Source organism: Mycobacterium sp. NGS62, from assembly GCF_059812285.1.
In genome coordinates this window covers 473,982-494,646 of sequence record NZ_JCALCK010000001.1, presented here as the reverse complement: position 1 = coordinate 494,646, position 20,665 = coordinate 473,982, and the positions used below count along the sequence as shown (strand labels likewise).

Annotated in this window: 16 protein-coding genes and 1 other RNA gene; 13 read left to right on the top strand and 4 right to left on the bottom strand. The window is 65.7% G+C overall.

Annotation, left to right across the window (positions count from 1 at the left end):
• Positions 1-7 precede the first annotated feature (7 nt).
• Positions 8-1,294 (top strand): HNH endonuclease, encoded by a 1,287-nt coding sequence (locus AC5Y49_RS02405; RefSeq protein ID WP_499884210.1) that lies wholly within the window; start codon positions 8-10, stop codon positions 1,292-1,294.
• 47 nt (positions 1,295-1,341) lie between these two features.
• An RNA gene (gene rnpB / locus AC5Y49_RS02400) (RNase P RNA component class A) lies at positions 1,342-1,742 on the top strand.
• A gap of 15 nt (positions 1,743-1,757) precedes the next feature.
• On the opposite strand, the gene AC5Y49_RS02395 is transcribed toward rnpB, so the two are convergent.
• Complete coding sequence (locus AC5Y49_RS02395; protein ID WP_499884209.1) at positions 1,758-3,254, bottom strand: CYTH and CHAD domain-containing protein; 1,497 nt, start codon at positions 3,252-3,254, stop codon at positions 1,758-1,760.
• 80 nt (positions 3,255-3,334) lie between these two features.
• Positions 3,335-4,177 carry a 3-methyl-2-oxobutanoate hydroxymethyltransferase gene (gene panB / locus AC5Y49_RS02390; protein WP_499884208.1) on the bottom strand — a complete coding sequence of 281 codons (843 nt, stop codon included), beginning with the start codon at positions 4,175-4,177 and terminating at the stop codon, positions 3,335-3,337.
• 184 nt (positions 4,178-4,361) lie between these two features.
• Between panB and AC5Y49_RS02385 the strand changes: the two genes are divergently transcribed.
• The 10 genes from AC5Y49_RS02385 to mddA all read left to right on the top strand — a co-directional run bounded on the left by AC5Y49_RS02385 (position 4,362) and on the right by mddA (position 17,231).
• Positions 4,362-5,753: a WS/DGAT/MGAT family O-acyltransferase gene (locus AC5Y49_RS02385; protein ID WP_499884207.1), complete on the top strand. Its 1,392-nt coding sequence runs from the start codon at positions 4,362-4,364 to the stop codon at positions 5,751-5,753.
• A 41-nt stretch (positions 5,754-5,794) separates the two neighbouring features.
• On the top strand, positions 5,795-7,360 hold the full coding sequence (locus AC5Y49_RS02380; RefSeq protein WP_499884206.1) for an alpha/beta hydrolase: 1,566 nt from the start codon (positions 5,795-5,797) through the stop codon (positions 7,358-7,360).
• A gap of 63 nt (positions 7,361-7,423) precedes the next feature.
• Positions 7,424-8,956: an alpha/beta hydrolase gene (locus AC5Y49_RS02375; RefSeq protein WP_499884205.1), complete on the top strand. Its 1,533-nt coding sequence runs from the start codon at positions 7,424-7,426 to the stop codon at positions 8,954-8,956.
• 20 nt (positions 8,957-8,976) lie between these two features.
• On the top strand, positions 8,977-10,317 hold the full coding sequence (gene glnA / locus AC5Y49_RS02370; RefSeq protein ID WP_499884204.1) for a type I glutamate--ammonia ligase: 1,341 nt from the start codon (positions 8,977-8,979) through the stop codon (positions 10,315-10,317).
• Positions 10,318-10,344: 27 nt separating this feature from the next.
• Positions 10,345-13,323, top strand: coding sequence for a bifunctional [glutamine synthetase] adenylyltransferase/[glutamine synthetase]-adenylyl-L-tyrosine phosphorylase (locus tag AC5Y49_RS02365; protein WP_499884203.1), 2,979 nt, complete (start codon positions 10,345-10,347; stop codon positions 13,321-13,323).
• A 29-nt stretch (positions 13,324-13,352) separates the two neighbouring features.
• Positions 13,353-13,964 carry a PaaI family thioesterase gene (locus AC5Y49_RS02360; RefSeq protein WP_499884629.1) on the top strand — a complete coding sequence of 204 codons (612 nt, stop codon included), beginning with the start codon at positions 13,353-13,355 and terminating at the stop codon, positions 13,962-13,964.
• Positions 13,961-14,821, top strand: coding sequence for a TIGR03619 family F420-dependent LLM class oxidoreductase (locus AC5Y49_RS02355; protein ID WP_499884202.1), 861 nt, complete (start codon positions 13,961-13,963; stop codon positions 14,819-14,821). The genes AC5Y49_RS02360 and AC5Y49_RS02355 overlap by 4 nt, the downstream gene beginning before the upstream one ends.
• A gap of 154 nt (positions 14,822-14,975) precedes the next feature.
• Entirely contained in the window at positions 14,976-15,209 is a 234-nt protein-coding gene (locus tag AC5Y49_RS02350) for a hypothetical protein (protein ID WP_499884201.1), read from the top strand.
• Positions 15,206-16,336, top strand: coding sequence for an epoxide hydrolase family protein (locus tag AC5Y49_RS02345; protein WP_499884200.1), 1,131 nt, complete (start codon positions 15,206-15,208; stop codon positions 16,334-16,336). Before AC5Y49_RS02350 ends, AC5Y49_RS02345 begins: the two co-directional genes overlap by 4 nt.
• A 106-nt stretch (positions 16,337-16,442) precedes the next feature.
• Entirely contained in the window at positions 16,443-17,231 is a 789-nt protein-coding gene (mddA, locus tag AC5Y49_RS02340; protein ID WP_499884199.1) for a methanethiol S-methyltransferase, read from the top strand.
• Here mddA and AC5Y49_RS02335 read toward each other — a convergent pair.
• Entirely contained in the window at positions 17,228-17,716 is a 489-nt protein-coding gene (locus tag AC5Y49_RS02335) for a DoxX family protein (RefSeq protein ID WP_499884198.1), read from the bottom strand. The two genes, mddA and AC5Y49_RS02335, sit on opposite strands and share 4 nt — an antisense overlap.
• A 196-nt stretch (positions 17,717-17,912) precedes the next feature.
• Between AC5Y49_RS02335 and AC5Y49_RS02330 the strand changes: the two genes are divergently transcribed.
• Positions 17,913-19,175 (top strand): hypothetical protein, encoded by a 1,263-nt coding sequence (locus tag AC5Y49_RS02330; protein ID WP_499884197.1) that lies wholly within the window; start codon positions 17,913-17,915, stop codon positions 19,173-19,175.
• Positions 19,176-19,180: 5 nt separating this feature from the next.
• Here the strand turns inward: AC5Y49_RS02330 and glnA (AC5Y49_RS02325) are convergent, their stop codons facing one another.
• Positions 19,181-20,617 (bottom strand): type I glutamate--ammonia ligase, encoded by a 1,437-nt coding sequence (glnA, locus tag AC5Y49_RS02325; RefSeq protein ID WP_499884196.1) that lies wholly within the window; start codon positions 20,615-20,617, stop codon positions 19,181-19,183.
• Between the last annotated feature and the right edge of the window lie 48 nt (positions 20,618-20,665).

Below are 20,665 nucleotides of genomic sequence, written 5' to 3'. Positions count from 1 at the left end.
CGAACGTATGTTCGATAACCTGGCGGTGGTTGACCCGGCTAGCGAGGAATCGGCGCTGGTGGAGCGCATTGCCGAGTTGGAGCGTGTCAAGTCCGCGGCGGCCGCTGGGCAGGCCCGGGCGGCGGCCGCTTTGGATGCAGCGCGGCGGTCCGCCGAGGCCGCGGCCGGTGTTCCTGCGGCACGCCGCTGTCGTGGTGTGGCCAGCGAGATCGCGCTGGCGCGGCGCGATTCCCCGGCCCGGGGCGGCCGGCACCTCGGGTTCGCCAAGGCGCTCGTCCATGAGATGCCGCACACCCTCGCGGCGTTGGAGACTGGAGTGTTATCGGAGTGGCGGGCAACGCTGATCGTGCGGGAAAGCGCATGTTTGGACGTCGAGGACCGGCGCATACTGGACGCTGAGTTGTGCGGCCAGCCCGCCGATCTCGATGGTTTGGGTGATGCGCGGGTAACTGCGGCTGCCAAAGCGATTGCCTATCGGCTCGACCCGCACGCCGTTGTCGAACGGGCGGCCAAAGCAGCAGACGAACGTACTGTGACCATCCGGCCGGCGCCTGACACCATGACGTATTTGACGGCGCTACTCCCGGTCGCTCAAGGCGTATCTGTATATGCCGCGCTGCGCCGCGTGGCCGACACCACATTTGACGGCCGGTCTCGTGGCCAGATCATGGCCGACACGCTGATCGAACGGGTTACTGGGCGAAGCGCAGCGACACCGGCGCCGATCGCGGTCAACCTGGTGCTCTCCGACCAAACGCTGCTCGGCGGCGACAACACGGCGGCGGATATCTGCGGCTACGGCCCGATACCGGCGGCAGTCGCCCGCGGACTAGTCGTTGGCGCCGTTACCGATGCTCGGTCACGGGCCACGCTGCGCCGCCTCTACGCACATCCCCGCTCTGGGGCATTGGTGGCGATGGAATCCAGGGCGCGGCTGTTCCCGCGCGGACTGGTCAAGTTCATCGAGCTCCGGGATCAGCGTTGCCGGACACCGTATTGTGACGCGCCGATCCGCCATCGTGACCATGCGACGCCGTCGCGCCATGCTGGAAGGACTTCTGCGCAGAACGGACTCGGATTATGCGAGCGATGCAACTACGCCAAAGAAGCCGCCGGTTGGCAGGTAAGCACCAGCGACGACCAAAAGTTTACCCACACAGCAGAATTCACTACGCCGACGGGCGCTTGCTATCGCTCGGGAGCGCCGCCGGTTGCACGAGCTCCTGCTGGGGTCGAGGTAAGCGAGTTGGAAGTCGCCGTCGCCATCCGGTTGTCGGATCTCCATGCCGCCTAGGTGGGCTGGCCTGGACATTCGGCGGCAGGTACGGTGATCAACGCGGACGAGTTGGCTGGGCGGCCGCGGCTCGTGCTGGTTCGCCATGCGAGTCGAGGAAAGTCCGGACTTCACAGAGCAGGGTGATTGCTAACAGCAATCCGAGGTGACTCGCGGGAAAGTGCCACAGAAAATAGACCGCCACCTTCGCGGTGGTAAGGGTGAAACGGTGCGGTAAGAGCGCACCAGCATCCCGGGTGACCGGGGTGGCTCGGCAAACCCCACCCGAAGCAAGGTCAAGAAGGCCGCACTGCGGTGCGGCCGCGCAGGTGTCCGAGGGTTGCTCGCCCGAGCCTGCGGGTAGGCCGCTTGAGGCACCCGGCAACGGTGTGCCCAGATGGATGGTCGCCGCCTCGCCGCCAGACATGGCGGCGCGGAACAGAATCCGGCTTACAGGCCAACTCGTCCGCCCCGCTCGGCGCACTCATCGCAGTGTTTTGCGTGCCGCCTTGTCGAGCTTGCGCAGCGCCTTGTCGAGTTGTTCGCGGCGGCGCTGAGCCAGTTCGGCCTCCTGCTGATAGAGCAGACCGTACGTGAAGGTGTCCTCGCCGGCCGCATGTGCGGCCGCCGCCTGTTGCTGTAGATGGGATCGGCTGACGACGCTGTCCTGGTGATCTCCGAGCAATGTCTGGATGGCCTTGGCGCGCTCGGACACCCTGCCCGCGCCCGTCGCCGCCGCGGTGTAGCGCAGCCGCTTGGCTTTCTTGCGGATACCGTGCAGCGCGTCGTCGCGGTCTTCCTCGGGCGCACCGGTGGCCTGCTTCGACGCCTTGCGCACGCGCTTGTAGGCGGCCTCGACGGTGACCGGTGCTGATTCCTGATCTGGCCTGGCCGACGGCTCGGCGATGACCGCCTCGAGGGCATCGAGCAGCCTGAAGTATCGCGGCGAGCGCAGCGCAATCAGCGATCGCGCTAAGCCTTTTCGGTACCGGCGCTGCGCGTCGTCGACGAGGCGCTCCCGGACCCGCCCGCGCACCAGTTGCGGTGACAGACCGTCCAGAGCCTGCTCGTAACGCTCGGCCAGCACCTCGGCGTCGCGGGCCGTCCCCAACACCCGGCCCAGTTCGCGCAATTCGTCAAGGATCCACGCGTTGTCTGCCAGCCCAAACGAATCCGGCGCAGCCCGCAGCAGGCTGCGGATTTTGCGTGTCGCAACCCGCATTTGGTGCACCGCATCGTCGGCGTCGGCGCGCACCGCGCGGTCCCAGACAAGCAACTCGTCGATCTGCTCGGCCACCGCGCGATGCACCGGGTTGGCCGCCCGCGCCGGCGAATCATGCGGCGCCACAATCCCGTCGAGTGCCCGCGCGAGTTTGGACAGATGCCGCGCCGGCGTGGCACCGGCGCCGAGCAGCCGCTTGCTCAGCCGGTCCAGCAGATCGGTGTCAGTCGTCGCGTCGGCACCGACGAGTTCGAGTTCCCATTCGCGCCAACGCTGTTCGCCGGTGGATTCGTCGGCCAGTCGTGCGGTGACCCGGTCGTCGCAGAATTCCGCCAGCACGCCGTCGGTGCCATGCAGCAGGTGGACTTTGCGTGTGGTGCTGATCCGCGCCACCGGAAGCAGCGGACGATCCCGCACGATCGCCAAGACCACATCCACCAAGTCGGCCGGCACGCCATCCTGGTTGCCTTCGGCATCCAACGACGCCCGAACCTCGGTGCGTGCGTCGGGCCCGGCCGGCAACTTCAGATGCCACCCGGCGTCGGTGCCGCCGGTACGACGGCGCAACGTGACGCGTTTGGACGCCAGGTCACGCTCCGGCGTATCGAAGTACACGGCGTCCAGGGTCTGGGCCGGCGGCCCCTCCACCCGAACGATGGTCGTGATCCCGTCAAACGACGGCGGCGACGTCGACTCGACGACGTCGAACTTGCGCTCCACTTCCAGGTAGCGCGACGTGTCGGGGGCCTTGACAGCCATGTCGCGCCTCCGCCGGGGGAATCAGGGATAGGCGTCCAGGGTAACTCGGTATGTATGCCCGAGCAGACGCAACAGCCCGCTCAGAAGCTGTGCTCGTCGGCGGGAAAAACGCCGCTGGCAACCTCTTCTGCGTACTGCGTTGCGGCCCTGCGCAGTTCGGCTCCGATGTCACCGAACCGTTTGACGAAGCGGGCGGTCTTGCCGCCGGTGAGTCCGGCCATGTCCTGCCAGACCAGAACCTGGGCGTCGCAGTTGGGGCCCGCTCCGATGCCGACGGTGGGGATGGTCAGCTTGCCGGTGATCTGGGTGGCCAACTCGGCAGGCACCATTTCCATCACGACTGAAAACGCGCCGGCTTCGGCGACGGCAATCGCATCGGCGATGGTCTGCTCGGCGGCGTCACCTCGGCCCTGCACCCGGAAGCCGCCGAGGCTGTTGACACTTTGCGGGGTGAAGCCGATGTGTGCCATCACCGGGATACCGGCCGCGGTCAGCGTGGCGATCTGCTCGGCCACCCGTTCGCCGCCTTCCAGCTTGACCGCGTGCGCGCCGGCTTCCTTCATGAACCGGGTGGCGCTGGTCAGCGCGGCGGTGGGTCCGGCCTCATAGCTGCCGAACGGCAGATCGGCGACCACCAGAGCGTGCGGAGCGCCGCGCACCACACCGCGAACCAGCGGAATCAGCTCGTCGATGCAGATCGGAACGGTGGTGTCGTAGCCGTAGACGACGTTGGCAGCGGAGTCACCGACCAGCAGCACTGGAATGCCGGCGTCGTCGAAGATGCGGGCGGTGGAGTAGTCGTAGGCCGTGAGCATGGCCCACTTGTGGCCTTCGGCCTTCATCTTCTGCAGGTGGTGGATGCGGATCTTGGTCCGCGGCGCAGTGGTCGGCTGGGAAGCGCCGTACACGGTCTGTTCAGACATCATTGTCCCTAGTGATGGTCGGGTCGATCCTCGTGGCCCTGCCGGGTCCCCGGGTTCGTCTGACCATGCCAGTCTGCCATCTATCGCCGTACCGATGCACACCACGCCCAGTGGACTTCCTCACACCGGGATCAGCACCCGCGATTTTCACTCCATCACGCGGTACCGGACATACCATCTGCGAATGCAGCGGCTCAGTGGACTCGACGCCAGTTTCCTGTATTTGGAGACCCCTTCTCAGCCATTGCATGTCTGTTCGATCCTGGAAGTGGACACCTCGACAATGCCGGGCGGCTACAGCTTCGACCGGTTCCGCGACGAGTTGGCAATCCGGATCAAGGCGATGCCGCAATTCCGCGAGAAGCTCGCCGACAGCCCGCTCAACCTCGACCATCCGGTCTGGGTGGACGACGAGAGCTTCGATGTCAGCCGGCATCTGCACCGCATCGGGTTACCGCCACCGGGAGGGCGGATGGAGCTGTCGGAGATCTGCGGCCACATCGCGGCCCTGCCGCTGGATCGCAGCCGACCGCTCTGGGAGATGTGGGTGATCGAGGGCGTCGCGGGTACCGATGCCCAAAGCGGTGGCCGGCTGGCGGTGATGACCAAAGTGCACCACGCGTCCGTGGACGGGGTGACCGGCGCGTCGCTGTTGTCGCAGCTGTGCAGCACCGAAGCAGACGCACCGGCTCCGGAAGCGGTGGACGGCGTAGGCGGCGGCGACCAGGTCCGGATCGCGCTGGGAGGCTTGGCGAGGTTTGCGTCGCGACCGCTGTATCTGCGAAAAGCGCTGCCCAGCACGGTGACGTCAGTGGTCAAGACGGTGATGCGGGCGAGTAGCGGGCAGGCCATGGCACGCCCGTTCGCCGCGCCGCGAACGGCGTTCAACGCCAGTATTTCCGGAAACCGCAACATCGCCTATGCGCAACTGGATCTCGAGGACATCAAGAAGGTCAAGAACCACTTCAACGTCAAAGTGAACGACGTGGTGATGGCGTTGGTATCCGGGGTGCTGCGTCAATTCCTGCTTGACCGTGGCGAACTGCCGCAGACGTCGTTGGTGGCGATGGTCCCGGTGTCGGTGCACGGCAAGTCCGATCGCCCGGGGCGTAACCAGGTTTCGGGCATGTTCGCCAGTCTGCACTCCAACATCACCGACCCGGCCGAACGCCTCAAGGCCATCTCCGAGGCGAATTCCGTTGCCAAGCAACACAGTTCGGCGATCAGCGCGACGCTGCTGCAAGACTGGTCGCAGTTCGCGGCGCCGTCGGTGTTCGGCATGGCCATGCGGACCTACGCCCGGACACGCCTGACCCGCAGCCGCCCGGTACACAACCTGGTGATCTCCAATGTTCCCGGCCCGCAGATGCCGTTGTATCTGCTGGGCTGCGAAATCAAGGCGATGTATCCGCTGGGCCCGGTTTTCCACGGCTCCGGCCTGAACATCACGGTGATGTCGCTGAACGGCAAACTGGACGTCGGCCTGATCGCCTGCCCGGAGTTGGTGCCGGACTTGTGGGAGCTGGCCGACGATTTCCCCGTCGGGATGGAAGAACTGCTGCTTGCTATCCGGTGATATGCGCCGGCGTGGTCTGTTCTGAGCGCATGGCAGCATAGGTGACCATGGGCTTGCCTCGCCGCGACACGATCGCGCGCACGATGCTGTTCTGGACCGCGATGGCCGCGATCGTCATGACAGTGGCGAGCTGCACTCACGTCGTGAGTGGACACGCGGTGTTGGAGGGCCCGAAAATCGGTCAGGCGCTGGAGTGGGGGCAGTGCCGGGTCACCGGCGGTACTGCGGTGAAGCTCCCGGCCGGCGCGCAATGCGGCAAGATCGCCGTGCCGGTCGACTACAACCACCTCGACGGCGATGCGACGACGCTGGCGATGATTCGTTTTCCGGCGACCGGCGACAAGATCGGCTCACTGGTCATCAATCCCGGCGGGCCCGGAGAGTCTGGTATCGAAGCCGCGGTCAGTGTCGTGCAGTCGTTACCGACACGGGTCCGTGAGCGCTTCGACCTGGTCGGCTTCGACCCTCGCGGCGTGGCGTCGTCGCGCCCGGCGATCTGGTGTAACTCCGACGCCGACAACGACCGGCTCCGCGCCGAGCCGCAGGTCGACTACAGCCCGGCGGGCGTGGCGCACATCGAGGACGAAACCAAGGAGTTCGTCGGCCGCTGCAAAGCCAAGATGGGCAACAATTTCCTGGCCAACGTCGGGACCGTCAATGTCGCACGCGACCTCGACGCCATCCGCGATGCGCTCGGCGACGACAAGCTGACCTATCTCGGCTACTCGTATGGGACGCGGATCGGCTCCGCCTACGCCGAGGCCTATCCGCAGAACGTGCGGGCGATGATCCTCGACGGCGCCGTCGACCCCAACGCCGACCCGATCGAGGCGGATCTGCGGCAGGCCAAGGGTTTTCAGGACGCATTCAACGACTTCGCGGCCGACTGTGCGAAGGCCCCGACATGCGCGCTGGGCACCGATCCGGCGAAATCCGTCGACGTCTACCACAGCCTGGTGAATCCGCTGGTCGACCCGGACAACCCGAGGATCGGCAGGCCGGCACCCACCAAGGATCCACGCGGCCTCAGCTACAGCGACGCGATCGTGGGAACCATCATGGCGCTGTACTCGCCGACGCTGTGGCACCACCTGACGACCGGCCTGAGCGAGCTGAGAGGCGGTCGCGGCGACACCCTGCTGGCGCTCGCCGACATGTACATGCGCCGCGATTCACACGGTCACTACACCAACGCCAGCGACGCCCGGGTGGCGATCAACTGCGTCGATCAACCGCCGGTCAAGGACCGGGCCAAGATCATCGACGAGGACCGCCGCTCACGCGAAATCGCACCGTTCATGAGCTACGGGAAGTTCACCGGCGACGCGCCGCTGGGGACCTGTGCGTTCTGGCCGGTGCCGCCCACCAGCAGACCGCACGCCATCTCCGCGCCCGGACTGCCGCCGACCGTGGTGGTCTCGACGACCCACGACCCGGCGACACCGTACAAAGCCGGTGTCGACCTCGCCAAGCAACTGCACGGGGCGCTGCTCACCTTCGACGGGACTCAGCACACCGTTGTCTTTCAGGGCAACGGCTGCATCGACGACTACGCGACGGCATATCTGATCAATGGGACCACGCCGCCGCCGGACGCGAAATGCTAAGACTCCGCGGCAGATAACGAGACCAAGGTGTGACCTTGAGGCGGTGCACCATGGCTCTGACCCATGCGACGATGGACAGCCATGTGGCGCATGAGACGGCTGAGCTCTGCGCTGCTTTCGTTTGCGTTGTTGACCGCTCCCGCCGTCGCACCGGCCGGTGCCACCCCCGAAGCAGACGCGGGCCAACCCACTACGGCGCTCAACTGGGGAAGCTGTAGCCGATTTCTCGATGACACCAGCGACATTCCCACCGCCCGCTGTACTACCGTGCCGGTCCCGGTCGACTACAGCGAGCCAACCGGCGCTCAGGCGCAACTCGCGCTGATTCGGATTCCGGCCACCGGCCCGCGGATCGGATCATTGTTGGTCAATCCCGGCGGGCCGGGAGCCTCGGCCGTCGACACCGTCGCGGCGATGGGGGCGGCGCTGTCCGACAGCGAGATCGCGCAGCGCTTCGACCTGGTCGGATTCGACCCCCGCGGGGTCGGCCACTCCACGCCGGCGCTGCGCTGCCGCACCGACGCCGAATTCGACGCGTATCGCCGCGAACCGATGGTCGACTACAGCCCGGCCGGGGTTGCCCACATCGAGGCGCTCTACCAGCAGTTGGCCCGACAATGCTCCGAACGAATGGGCGCGGCGTTCCTGGAGAACGTCGGAACCGCGGCTGCCGCCCGAGATATGGACATGGTCCGGCAGGCGCTGGGCGATGAGCAGATCAACTACTTGGGCTACAGCTACGGCACCGAGTTGGGCACCGCCTACGTCGAGCGGTTCGGCGAGCACGCGCGGGCCATGGTGCTTGACGGCGCGATCGATCCCAGCGTCGGCCCGATCGAGGAAAACATCAACCAAATGGCCGGCTTTCAAACCGTGTTCAACGACTACGCCGCGGATTGCGCCCGCTCGCAAGGCTGCCCGTTGGGCACCGATCCCACCAAATGGGTGAGCCGCTACCACGACCTCATCGACCCGCTGGTCGACAAACCCGGCAAGACGTCGGACCCGCGGGGGCTGAGCTATGCCGATGCCACTACCGGGACGATCAACGCGCTCTACACCCCGCAGTACTGGAAGTTTCTGACCAGCGGGCTGTTGGGGCTGCAACGCGGCGCCGACGCTGATGACCTGTTGAAGCTCGCCGACGACTACAACGGACGCGACGACAGTGGCCACTACGACAACTCCCAGGACGCGTTCAGCGCGATCCGCTGCGTCGACGCACCCGCGCCTACCGATCCGGCAGCGTGGGTGGAGGCCGACCGCAAAATCCGGCAGGTCGCGCCGTTCCTGTCGTATGGGCAGTTCACCGGCTATGCGCCGCGCGATCTGTGCGCGCTGTGGCCGGTTCCGGCAACATCGTCGCCGCATACGGCAGCGGCGGTGGCGCCGGACAAGGTCGTCGTCGTGTCCACCACCCACGACCCGGCCACCCCGTATCAGGCCGGAGTCGACCTGGCTCACCAGCTCGGCGCCCCGCTGATCACCTACGACGGCACGCAGCACACCGTGGTATTCAGCGGCGACCCCTGCGTCGACACCGCAGTAGTGCGCTACTTCGTCGACGGGGCCTCGCCAGGCAGCCTGCGGTGCTGAGACGCGATACGCTTCGCATCATGGATCGACAGAAGGAATTCGTGCTTCGCACGCTGGAGGAACGGGATATCCGGTTCGTCCGGCTGTGGTTCACTGACGTGCTCGGTTACCTCAAGTCGGTCGCGATCGCCCCGGCCGAACTCGAGGGTGCCTTCGAGGAGGGCATCGGCTTCGACGGGTCGGCGATCGAGGGTTTCTCCCGGATCTCCGAAGCCGACACGGTCGCGCATCCCGACCCGTCGACATTCCAGGTGCTGCCGTGGACCACCACCGCCGGCAGCCACCATTCGGCGCGGATGTTCTGCGACATCACGATGCCCGACGGGTCGCCGTCCTGGGCGGACCCGCGGCATGTGCTGCGACGCCAACTCGGCAAGGCCAACGATCTCGGCTTCTCCTGCTACGTGCATCCCGAGATCGAATTCTTTCTGCTGAAGCCCGGCCCAGACGATGGGCAGCCGCCGGTGCCGGCCGACGATGCCGGCTACTTCGACCAGGCCGTGCACGACTCCGCGTCCAACTTCCGCCGCCGCGCCATCGAAGCCCTGGAGTCGATGGGCATTTCGGTGGAGTTCACCCACCACGAAGGCGCCCCCGGCCAGCAGGAGATCGACCTGCGCTTCGCCGACGCGCTGTCGATGGCCGACAACGTGATGACCTTCCGCTATCTGATCAAGGAAGTCGCTCTGGAGGAGGGCGTGCGGGCCTCGTTCATGCCCAAGCCTTTTGGGCAGTTCCCCGGCTCGGCGATGCACACCCATATGAGCCTGTTCGAGGGTGAAGTCAACGCGTTCCACAGCCCTGACGATCCGCTGCAGCTGTCGGGCATCGCAAAATCGTTCATCGCCGGAATCCTCGAACACGCCTGCGAGATCAGCGCGGTCACCAATCAGTGGGTCAACTCCTACAAGCGGCTGGTGCACGGCGGTGAGGCGCCCACCGCAGCGTCGTGGGGGGCGGCCAACCGGTCGGCGCTGGTTCGGATTCCGATGTACAGCCCGCACAAGACCTCGTCACGCCGCATCGAGGTGCGCAGCCCCGACTCGGCCTGCAACCCTTACCTGACGTTCGCCGTATTACTGGCCGCAGGACTGCGCGGGGTGGAGAAGGGCTATGCGCTGGCACCGCAGGCAGAAGACAACGTGTGGGACCTGACACCCGAGGAACGCCGCGCGATGGGCTATCGCGAGCTGCCGGCCAGTCTGGATCATGCCCTGCGGGCTATGGAGCAATCTGAGCTGGTTGCGGAAGCGTTGGGGGAGCATGTATTTGACTTCTTCCTGCGGAACAAGCGCCGAGAGTGGGCGAACTACCGCAGCCACGTCACGCCCTACGAGCTGAAGACTTACCTTTCGCTGTAAACGCGCTCCGGTGCGTGCGCTACCGTCGTGGTCGTGAGCCAACCCGCCACGCAGCGCCCGAAAGTGCCCAGCGTGGGCCGGCTCGGGTTGGTCGATTCTCGCGCGAGTGCCAACCTGGCACAGCTGGGCTGGAACACCGACGCACATATCGACTTGTTGTGGTCGCTGTCGCGCGCGCCGGATGCCGACGCTGCGCTGACTGCGATGGTTCGGTTGTCCGAGGCCCTCGACGCCGGTTGGGATGAACTCAACGCCGCGCTGCTGACCGATCGCGGGCTGCGGGGTCGGTTGTTGGCGCTGCTCGGCTCCTCGCTGGCGTTGGGGGACCACCTGGTCGCCCACCCGCAGTCGTGGCGTCTGCTGGCCGGCTCGGAGGGCACCGTGACGTTGCCGTCAGCTGAAGACTTGCGTCGCAGCTTCACCGAGTGCGTCACCGAAACCTCAACCGTCCCAATCATGGAGCGGCTGCAAACGCTTTATCGTGACCGGCTGCTGGTGTTGGCGGCACTCGATCTGGCACCGGCTGTCGAGGACGAGCCGGTGTTACCGTTCACGGCTGTCGGCGCGCACCTGGCCGATATCGCCGATGCCGCGTTGGCGGCGGCGCTGGCAGTGGCCCAATCCACCGTCTGCGGTGCGGACGCCCCGCCCCGGCTGGCGGTCATCGCGATGGGCAAATGCGGTGCCCGTGAACTGAATTACGTCAGCGACGTCGACGTGATCTTCGTCGGCGAACACGCCGACGCAGTGACCAAACGGGTCGCGGGCGAGATGATGCGGCTGGCATCCGAGGTTTTCTTCGAGGTGGACGCCGCGCTGCGCCCGGAGGGCCGGCAGGGTGAGCTGGTCCGTACCGTCGACTCACACGTCGCCTACTACCAACGCTGGGCCAAGACCTGGGAGTTTCAGGCATTGCTCAAGGCCCGGCCCGCCGCCGGCGATCCCGAGCTGGGGGAGAGCTACCTGGCTGCGTTGATGCCGATGGTGTGGAGCGCCTGCGAACGCGAGGATTTCGTCGACGAAGTGCAAGCGATGCGGCGGCGGGTGGAGCAGCTGGTGCCGGCCGACGTGCGCAGCCGCGAGATCAAGCTCGGCAGCGGAGGGCTGCGTGATGTCGAGTTCGCCGTGCAGCTGCTGCAACTGGTGCACGGCCGTAGTGACGAGTCGCTGCATGTGGCTTCCACGGTGGACGCGTTGAGCGCACTGGGCCGCGGCGGCTACGTCGGGCGCGACGATGCCGCGAACCTGACCGCCTCCTATGAGTTCCTCCGGCTGTTGGAGCACCGGCTGCAGCTGCAGCGGCTCAAGCGCACCCACCTGCTGCCCGCCCTCGACGACGACGAGGCGCTGCGCTGGTTGGCGCGCGCGGCCCATATCCTGCCCGACGGGCGCCACGACGCACTCGGCGTGTTGCGCGAGGAGCTCAAACGTCAGAACCTGCGGGTGTCCCGGCTGCACGCCAAGTTGTTCTACCAGCCGCTGCTGGAATCGATTGGTCCTGCGGTACTGGAGTTTTCCCACGGCATGACGCCGGAGGCCGCCGAACGCCAGCTGGCCGCGCTCGGCTATGACGGTCCGCAAAGCGCGCTGAGCCACCTGTCGGCGCTGATCAACCAGAGCGGACGGCGCGGACGGGTTCAAGCGGTCCTGCTGCCCAAACTGCTGGACTGGCTTTCCGACACTCCTGACCCGGATAGCGGGCTGTTGGCCTACCGCCGGGTCAGCGAGGCGATGGTCGATCAGCGGTGGTACCTGTCGACGCTTCGGGACAGCAGCGCAGTGGCCAAGCGGCTCATGCATGTATTGGGCACCTCGGCGTACGTGCCGGACCTGCTGATGCGCGCCCCGGAAGTGATCCAGCAATACGGCGACGGGCCGGCCGGCCCGAAGCTGCTCGAAACCGAGCCCGAGGCGGTCGCCGGCGCATTGATCGCGTCGGCGGGCCGGCATGCCGACCCGATCCGGGCCATCGCCGCAGCACGCACCCTGCGCCGGCGCGAGCTGGCCCGAGTGGCTTCGGCCGACCTGCTCGGCATGCTCGAGGTCACCGGCGTGTGCGCCGCACTCACCTCGATATGGGTGGCGGTGCTGCAGGCCGCCCTGGATGCGGTGATTCGGGTAAACCTTCCCGAGCAGGGATGCGCTCCCGCCAGGTTTGCGGTGATCGGCATGGGCCGGCTGGGCGGTCGCGAACTGGGCTATGGCTCCGATGCCGACGTGATGTTCGTCTGCGAGCCGACCGACGGTGTCGAGGATTCGGAGGCGGCGCGGTGGTCGGTGTCGATCGCCGAGCAGGTGCGGGCGCTGCTGGGGACGCCCAGCGTCGACCCGCCGTTGGACGTCGATGCCAACCTGCGCCCGGAAGGCCGCAACGGTCCGCTGGTCCGGACGTTGGCGTCCTATTCCGCCTACTACGAGCAGTGGGCGCAGCCGTGGGAGATCCAGGCGTTGCTGCGGGCGCACGCGGTGGCCGGCGACGCCGAGCTCGGACAGCGGTTTTTGCTGATGGCCGATAAAACGCGCTACCCCGAGGGCGGGGTGTCGGCCGAAGCGGTGCGCGAAATTCGGCGGATGAAGGCCCGGGTCGACGCCGAGCGACTGCCGCGCGGCGCCGACCCCAACACCCACACCAAGCTGGGACGCGGCGGGCTTGCCGACATCGAGTGGACCGTGCAGCTATTGCAGCTTCGCCACGCGCACGCCATCCCGGCGCTGCACAACACCTCGACGCTGCAGAGCCTGGACGCCATCGCGGCGGCTGAACTCATTGCCGCCGACGACGTGGAGCTGCTGCGGCAGGCCTGGCTGACGGCGACCCGGGCCCGCAATGCGCTGGTGCTGGTGCGCGGCAAGCCCACCGACCAGTTACCCGGACCGGGACGTCAGCTCAACGCCGTCGCGGTGGCGGCCGGTTGGCGCAACGGCGACGGCGGCGAATTCCTGGACAACTATCTGCGGGTGACTCGACGTGCAAAAGCCGTGGTGCGCAAGGTGTTCGGTGACTAGGAGGCCAGTTGAACATTACCTACGAGGTCATGAGCGCCCAGGAGCATGCGCGGCTGACGGGGTTGTATGGTCCGCTGACTGACGCGGTGCGCGACCTCATCGACGCCACGCTTCGGACCCAGGTCGACGGGGACACCGTGCATGATGCGCGAAACGCGATTCAAGCGGTGACTCGGACACTGCGCAGCAGCCAACTCGACGAACCGCAAGGCGTGCGCTACGCCGTCGACGGGCGCCCACTGGCTTGGGGCAACGCCGTGATCGGGATGCGCAACCCGATCTCGCCGCCACTGACCATTCACCATGACCCAGACGGCGCCAGATGTTGGAGCGAATTCTCGCTGGGCTCGGCCTATGAGGGGCCGCCGGGCCTGGTGCACGGCGGCATCTGTGCCCTTGTGCTCGATCACATTCTGGGCGAGGCAGCCAGTGAAGGACTGACCAAGCCATTGTTCACCGGCACCATCACCGTCAAATATCTGCGCGGCACGCCACTGGGCAGGCTTCGCGCCGAAGCCACCATCGAGCGCGTCGAAGGCGTCAAAACCATTGCCCGCGGGCATATCTCCGATGGCGACGGGGTCACCGCCGAAGCGGAAGGGGTCTTCATTAAGCCGGCCTGGGCGCGGGAAGTCGGATGAAGTTCTACATCAGCAGCGCTTATCTGAACACCGGCGAGATCGTCGAAATCGCCAAGGCCGCCGACGACCTGGGCTACGACGGTATTGGGATCCCCGATCACATCGTGAATCTGGAAACGCTGAGCACGCCCTACCCCTACACCAAAGACGGCGAGCGACGGTGGCAGCCGTTCACCCCGTGGCCTGACCCGTGGGTTCTGGCCGGCGCGCTCGCGCAGGTGACGACCCGGCTGCGGTTCGTCACCACCGTCTACATCCCGGCGATGCGAAATCCCTACGCGACAGCCAAAGCCATCGGCACCGCCGCCTGTCTGGCCGACGGCCGGGTGGAACTCGGTGTGGGCGTTGGCTGGTGCGCCGACGAATTCGCGTTGATGGAGCAGCGATTCGAAGACCGCGGCAAGCGCACCGACGAAATGCTGGAGTTGATGGCCGCGCTATGGAGCCCGGGCTGGACGGAGTTCGAGGGCCAGTTCTACCGGACACCGCGGCTGGAAATGGAGCCGACACCGCCGCCGATACCGGTGTACGTCGGCGGGCTCAGCGAAGTCGCACTGCGCCGCGCGGCGCGCCACGACGGCTGGATCGGAGACCTGATCAAAACGGATCGTGCGATCGAGGCCGCGAACCGGCTGCGTGCATTGCGGGCCGAAAATGGTTTGTCGATGGATGATTTCACGATTCTGACGCCGCTGACCGATGCAGTCACCGTCGCTGATTACCAGCGGGCCGCCGACGCCGGTATTAGCGGCATCCTCACCATGCCGTGGATGTTCTATGCCGGACCGGATGCCACCCTGGCCGAGAAGGTCGACGGCATGCGGCGGTTCCGTAAGGATTTACTGCTCGACGAGTGACCTCGGCCAGTCGCGCAAGTCTCATGGCCGCGACGTGCGTATCGGGGTCGGCGACGATCGCCATCCCGCGTCGTAGGGACGTCGAGCCACTTGTGGGCGTCGAAAGGCTGAGAAAGCATTCCTTTGCTCGCCCGTTTGTCCTAGCGTTATCAGCGTGGAGACACACCGAAACCCCGAACTGGTGCCCGTCGAGGCACTGCGCTCAGGTGACCCAATCACCGATGTCCAAGGTGGCGGTCAGCACTACACCGTTCTCGAATCCAAAGCCATCGGCGAGAGTTGCGTTGTCCTCGAACTCGAGTCGAAAGCCAATGATCGGCTTCGGGTGATCGAGATGTCGTTTCCGTCCGGCTATCACATGGGCAGGTCACCTCGTCGAATTCTGTGACGCCGGAAGTCAGGCCGTTCCGCATCGACCTGTCGAGCGAAGTCCTCGATGATCTGCGGACACGTTTGGCGCACACCCGATGGCCGGAAGCCGAGTGCGTCGAGGACTGGAGCCAAGGTATGCCCTTGGCCTACACCCGTGAACTGGCCGCCTACTGGGCCGACGGATACGACTGGCGGTCTCGCGAAGCTGCGCTGAACCGCTTCGATCAGTTCGTCACCGAAATCGACGGGCTGGACATCCACTTCATCCATCAACGCTCACCGCATGCTGATGCGCTGCCGCTGCTGATCACCCACGGCTGGCCCGGTTCGATCGTGGAGTTCCACAAGGTGATCGAGCCGCTGGTCAACCCGACAACGGGCCGCCCCGAGGACGCATTCCACGTCGTCTGCCCTTCACTTCCCGGTTACGGGTTCTCCGGCAAGCCGACGACGACCGGATGGGGTGTGGACAACATCGCGCAGGCGTGGGCGACGTTGATGCGCCGCCTTGGCTATCACCGCTACGGCGCGCAGGGCGGCGACTGGGGTGCCGCGGTCACCACCCAACTGGGCCGCAGTCGTGGCGACTGCATCGCCATCCACCTGAACATGCCGATTGCCCGGCCTCCGGCGAAGGCAATCAGCGATCCCACCGAAGACGAGCAACGAGCGCTAGCGGCGGTCGCCCACCATCGCCGGTGGGGCACCGGCTATTCCAAGCAGCAATCCACCCGGCCGCAGACGTTGGGTTATGGGCTGGTCGATTCGCCGGTGGGACAACTGGCCTGGATCGTCGAGAAGTTCTGGGCGTGGATGGACTGCGACGGCCACCCGGAAAATGTGGTGAGCCGCGATGAGCTTCTCGACAACGTGATGTTGTACTGGGGGACGGCGACCGGCGCGTCCTCAGCGCGGTTGTACTGGGAGAGTTTCCGAAGTTTCGGTGAGTTCGACCGGGTCGAGGTGCCCACCGGCGTCGCCGCATTTCCCCGGGAAATCCTTCCTGCGCCCCGACACTGGTGTGAGGCCCTCTACAACATCACGCACTGGACGACGATGCCGCGCGGCGGGCATTTTGCCGCTTTCGAGCAGCCCGACCTCTTCGTCGACGACGTTCGGGCGTTCTTCGCGAACTTCCGATAGTCAGACGTCGGCGATTCGGGTAGCCGGTTACCCTATTGCGCTTCTGCAGACCAGCGGGATACTGATAACTCTCCGGCGAGGACAACCCTGCGGGAGGTGCACGAACGTGACGCAGTCACCGACGAGGGTCAACCGCACATTGGCGATCAGCTACGGCGCGGTGAGTTACCTGGCGTTTGTCGCGAGTTTTTTGTACGCAATCGGCTTCGTCGGCAACATCGTGGTGCCGCGCAGTGTCGATCACGCCATCGCCGCTCCGATTGGGCAGGCGATTGTGGTGAACCTGCTGTTGCTCGGGCTCTTCGCGGTCCAGCACAGTGTGATGGCGCGGCCGGTGTTCAAGCGATGGTGGACCCGCATCGTGCCCGAGCCGCTGGAACGAAGCACCTATGTGCTGCTGTCGAGTTTGGTGCTGTTCTTGCTGTATTGGCAGTGGCGATCGATGCCCGCCGAAATATGGCACATCGGCTCCCAAGCCGGCCGGCTGGTGGTCTGGGCGGTGTTCTGGATCGGCTGGGTGGTCGTGTTTGCGGGGAGCTTCATGATCAGTCACTTCGATTTGTTCGGCCTGCGTCAGGTGTATGCGGTCTGGCAGGGAAAACCGCAGAGCGACATCGGTTTTCGTGCGCCGATGCTGTACAGCTTGGTGCGCCACCCGTTGATGCTGGGCTTCATCATCGCCTTCTGGGCGGCGCCGACAATGACGGCCGGCCATCTCCTCTTTGCCGTCAGCACCACGGCTTACATTCTGATCGCGGTGCAGTTCGAGGAACACGATCTAGTGGCGGTGCTCGGCGCGCAATACCGCAACTATCGCCAAGAGGTGCCGATGCTGCTGCCGTATCCGCGCCGACGGCGAAACCATCCGACGTCGAGCATGGCGGAGCCCTCCTAGCGTCGCGGCGACGACATCCGGCCCAGCCGCGGGCGTCGTGCCATCCGCCGCGGCCCTCGCCAACGGGTCTGCAGCCCCCGCCAACCGGACCCGGTACGACGCGCATCCAACGCGTACGCGCCGCCACCGATGAAGATCAACAGCAGAAAAGCAAAGCAGTACACGACGGCAAGTTCGCCGTGATTGGTGAGCGGCCAAAATCCATACGGTAGGTGCTGAGTGAAATAGGCGACGGCCATCTCCCCGCAAGCGACGAAGGCAGCAGCCCGAGTGAACAGGCCGACGATGATGAGCAGACTGGTGATCAATTCGATCCAACCCGCGTAGTAGACCGGCCATTCGCCGACCGGGATCACCGGCCCTGCCGGCCACCCAATCAGCTTGGACAGGCCGTGGCATAAGAACAACAGCCCCAACATCACTCGAAACACCGCCACTGCCGACGGTGAACGCGTATTGAGCCGGGTCTCCAGATTGCGCGTCATGCGCCGACGATACGGCTCGATCGGCCTATCGGATGCAGCGGCGCAGCTATCTTGGAAGCGAATCGCGGTCGAGTCGCGATTTCGTTGCCCAGAGAGAAAGTGTGACACTGTCTCAGATAACGGCAAAGCCGCCGCTACCCGTCCGCACCTCGGTGGTCTCAGCTGTCAGGCAGTGCGGTTCCGGAAAGGTCACGAGATGAAAGCCCTCGGGATGGTGGCGGCAGCTGTGTTGGCTTTCGCACCGTTCTCGGCGGTAGCCGCCACATCCGGGGTGGCGCAGGCGGCGCCATGTGCCGGCGCCGGGGCCAATCCCAAGTTCTGCGACGACTGCCTGCGCTGGGTGGCGCAATATCGTCTGCCGTCGCCGCGCTCGTGCTACGAGGCCGCGCCGCCGCGTCCGGCGCCAGCGACCAGGGCGCCCGCGCCGATTCCCCAGGCCCCGCCCGTGCCGATTCCCGTAGTCCCGGTCGCCCCCGCGCCGCCGGCGCAACCCCCGGAAGTTCTGCCGAAACCGCCGCCCCTGCGGACGATTCCGGGGCCGAAGATCAACCCGCCGGCCCCGGGGGCGCCCCGATACGCGCTGGTGACGGCACCGAAAGACCTGGATGCGTCACCGCAGGCGATCGCGGCTGCCAAAGCCGCACCGGCGACGCGGATTGATTTCAGCACACGGAACCCGATGCTGCAGGTCGTGGACTTCGACCACCAAGTGCAGAATGTGGTCAACGCCCACCGTGGCAACGTCGACGTCGTCAAAGTCGGCTTCCGGGAGTTGGTGCGCCCCCGCCATTGGGATTACATCGACTACGACGAGTACCACCGCCCGACGCTGTACAACCCGCTCGACCAGGCGATGACATTCCGGTACCGGTACAACGGCGAATACCGGGAGGCCTACTTACCGGCCGGCGGCCGGATCGTGCTCGACGTCGCCGAGCTCGGACTGTTCCCGTTCACCGCGGTCGGCGACAGCTATGTCGTGTCAGGCAGCTTCTACGGCGGGGCCTGGATACCACCGGAGGGTTGGCAGGGCCCACCGCCACCGGACTACATCCCGGCGGCGCCGCCGGAGGTGTACCAAAACGTCGCGGCGTATGTCCCGGCCGAGGACAAGACCGTGAAAGTCGGCCAAGTGAAAGTGGTGGGCCACGACGACAGCCAACCACCGGGCAGCAGGGACACCTTCCTTCTTGACGACTCCACGCTGGCGTGGGGCCAGGTCAACGATCCCGAGAGCAACGCCCAGATCAGAGTGACCAAGACTCAGTCGCTACCGGGGGCCGGGCCGACCGATAATGGCAGCTTCCTGGTGGCGCTGACCACTCCGGAAGCCCCCCACCCCAGCCGGCCCTGGTGGCCCCAGGCGCTGATCTACGGCGCGTTGGCGATCGCCGTATGCGGTGTGGCTTGGGGGATCAGTCGCGGAAGCAGCGGCCAGATCGGACCGCCGGGCCCCTAGCGCGATCAGCAGTCGTAGTAGAGCGCGAATTCGTACGGATGTGGCCGGACGTTGACCGGCTCGATTTCGTTCTCGCGCTTGTAGGAGATCCACGTCTCGATCAGGTCGGTGGTGAAGACACCGCCCTCGGTGAGGTACTCGTGGTCGGCTTCCAGGTTGTCGATCACGTCGGCCAACTGCGTGGGCGCCTGCGGGATGTTGGCGGCTTCGTCCGGCGGCAACTCGTAGAGGTCTTTGTCCACCGGCGCCATCGGCTCAATCCGCTTCTTGATGCCGTCGATACCGGCCATCAACATCGCCGAGAACGCCAGGTAGGGATTGCCCGACGAGTCGGGACAGCGGAACTCCAGCCGTTTGGCTTTGGGGTTGTTGCCGGTGATCGGGATGCGCACACACGCCGACCGGTTGCGCTGGCTGTACACCAAGTTGATCGGCGCCTCGAAGTGCGGCACCAGTCGCTTGTAGGAGTTGATCGTCGGGTTGGTGAACGCCAACAGCGACGGCGCGTGGTGCAAAATGCCGCCGATGTAGTGGCGAGCAGTATCGGACAGGCCGGCGTAGCCCGACTCGTCGTAGAAAAGCGGGCTGCCCGTTTTCCACAGCGATTGGTGACAGTGCATCCCGGAGCCGTTGTCCCCGAACAGTGGTTTGGGCATGAACGTGGCGGTCTTGCCGCTCTGCCAGGCGGTGTTCTTGATGATGTATTTGAACAGCATCAGATCATCGGCCGCGTGCAGCAGCGTGTTGAACTTGTAGTTGATCTCGGCCTGGCCGCCACTGCCGACCTCATGGTGACCGCGCTCAAGGGTGAAACCCGCATTGATGAGGTTCGTGGTCATCTCGTCGCGCAGGTCGACGTATTGGTCGGTCGGCGCCACCGGGAAGTAACCGCCTTTGGGGCGGACCTTGTACCCGCGGTTAGGACTGCCGTCGGCCTCGGTGGCCTGGCCGGTGTTCCACCATCCGGAGACCGAGTCCACCTCGTAGAACGAGCCGTTGATGCTCGAATCGAAGGACACCGAGTCGAAGATGTAGAACTCCGCCTCGGCGCCGAAGAAGGCGGTGTCGGCGATACCCGTACTGGCCAGGTAATTCTCCGCTTTGCGGGCGACGTTGCGGGGGTCGCGCGAGTACGGCTCCCGGGTGAACGGGTCGTGCACGAAGAAGCTGAGGTTCAGCGTTTTCGCCGCCCGGAAGGGGTCGATCAGCGCGGTGTCCGGGTCGGGCAGCAGCATCATGTCGGACTCGTGGATCGACTGGAAGCCGCGGATCGACGACCCGTCGAAGGCCAGCCCGTCTTCGAACACGCTTTGGTCGAACGCCGAAGCCGGAATCGAAAAGTGCTGCATGACGCCGGGCAGATCGCAGAAACGGACGTCGACGTACTGGACCTTCTCGTCAGCGATGAGCTTGCTGATGTCGTCGGCCGTCTTTTCGGACACCGAGGCGCTCTCCTTCACTACGTGCATTGGTGCGACTGCGGTCATTGA

What these genes read in the sequence shown, in the direction of transcription:
- AC5Y49_RS02405 (WP_499884210.1), top strand. Translation starts at nt 8, where the DNA reads ATGTTCGATAACCTGGCGGTGGTTGACCCGGCTAGCGAGGAATCGGCG.
- AC5Y49_RS02395 (WP_499884209.1), bottom strand. Translation starts at nt 3,254, where the DNA reads ATGGCTGTCAAGGCCCCCGACACGTCGCGCTACCTGGAAGTGGAGCGC.
- panB (WP_499884208.1), bottom strand. Translation starts at nt 4,177, where the DNA reads ATGTCTGAACAGACCGTGTACGGCGCTTCCCAGCCGACCACTGCGCCG.
- AC5Y49_RS02385 (WP_499884207.1), top strand. Translation starts at nt 4,362, where the DNA reads ATGCAGCGGCTCAGTGGACTCGACGCCAGTTTCCTGTATTTGGAGACC.
- AC5Y49_RS02375 (WP_499884205.1), top strand. Translation starts at nt 7,424, where the DNA reads ATGCGACGATGGACAGCCATGTGGCGCATGAGACGGCTGAGCTCTGCG.
- glnA (WP_499884204.1), top strand. Translation starts at nt 8,977, where the DNA reads ATGGATCGACAGAAGGAATTCGTGCTTCGCACGCTGGAGGAACGGGAT.
- AC5Y49_RS02360 (WP_499884629.1), top strand. Translation starts at nt 13,353, where the DNA reads ATGAGCGCCCAGGAGCATGCGCGGCTGACGGGGTTGTATGGTCCGCTG.
- AC5Y49_RS02355 (WP_499884202.1), top strand. Translation starts at nt 13,961, where the DNA reads ATGAAGTTCTACATCAGCAGCGCTTATCTGAACACCGGCGAGATCGTC.
- AC5Y49_RS02335 (WP_499884198.1), bottom strand. Translation starts at nt 17,716, where the DNA reads ATGACGCGCAATCTGGAGACCCGGCTCAATACGCGTTCACCGTCGGCA.
- AC5Y49_RS02330 (WP_499884197.1), top strand. Translation starts at nt 17,913, where the DNA reads ATGAAAGCCCTCGGGATGGTGGCGGCAGCTGTGTTGGCTTTCGCACCG.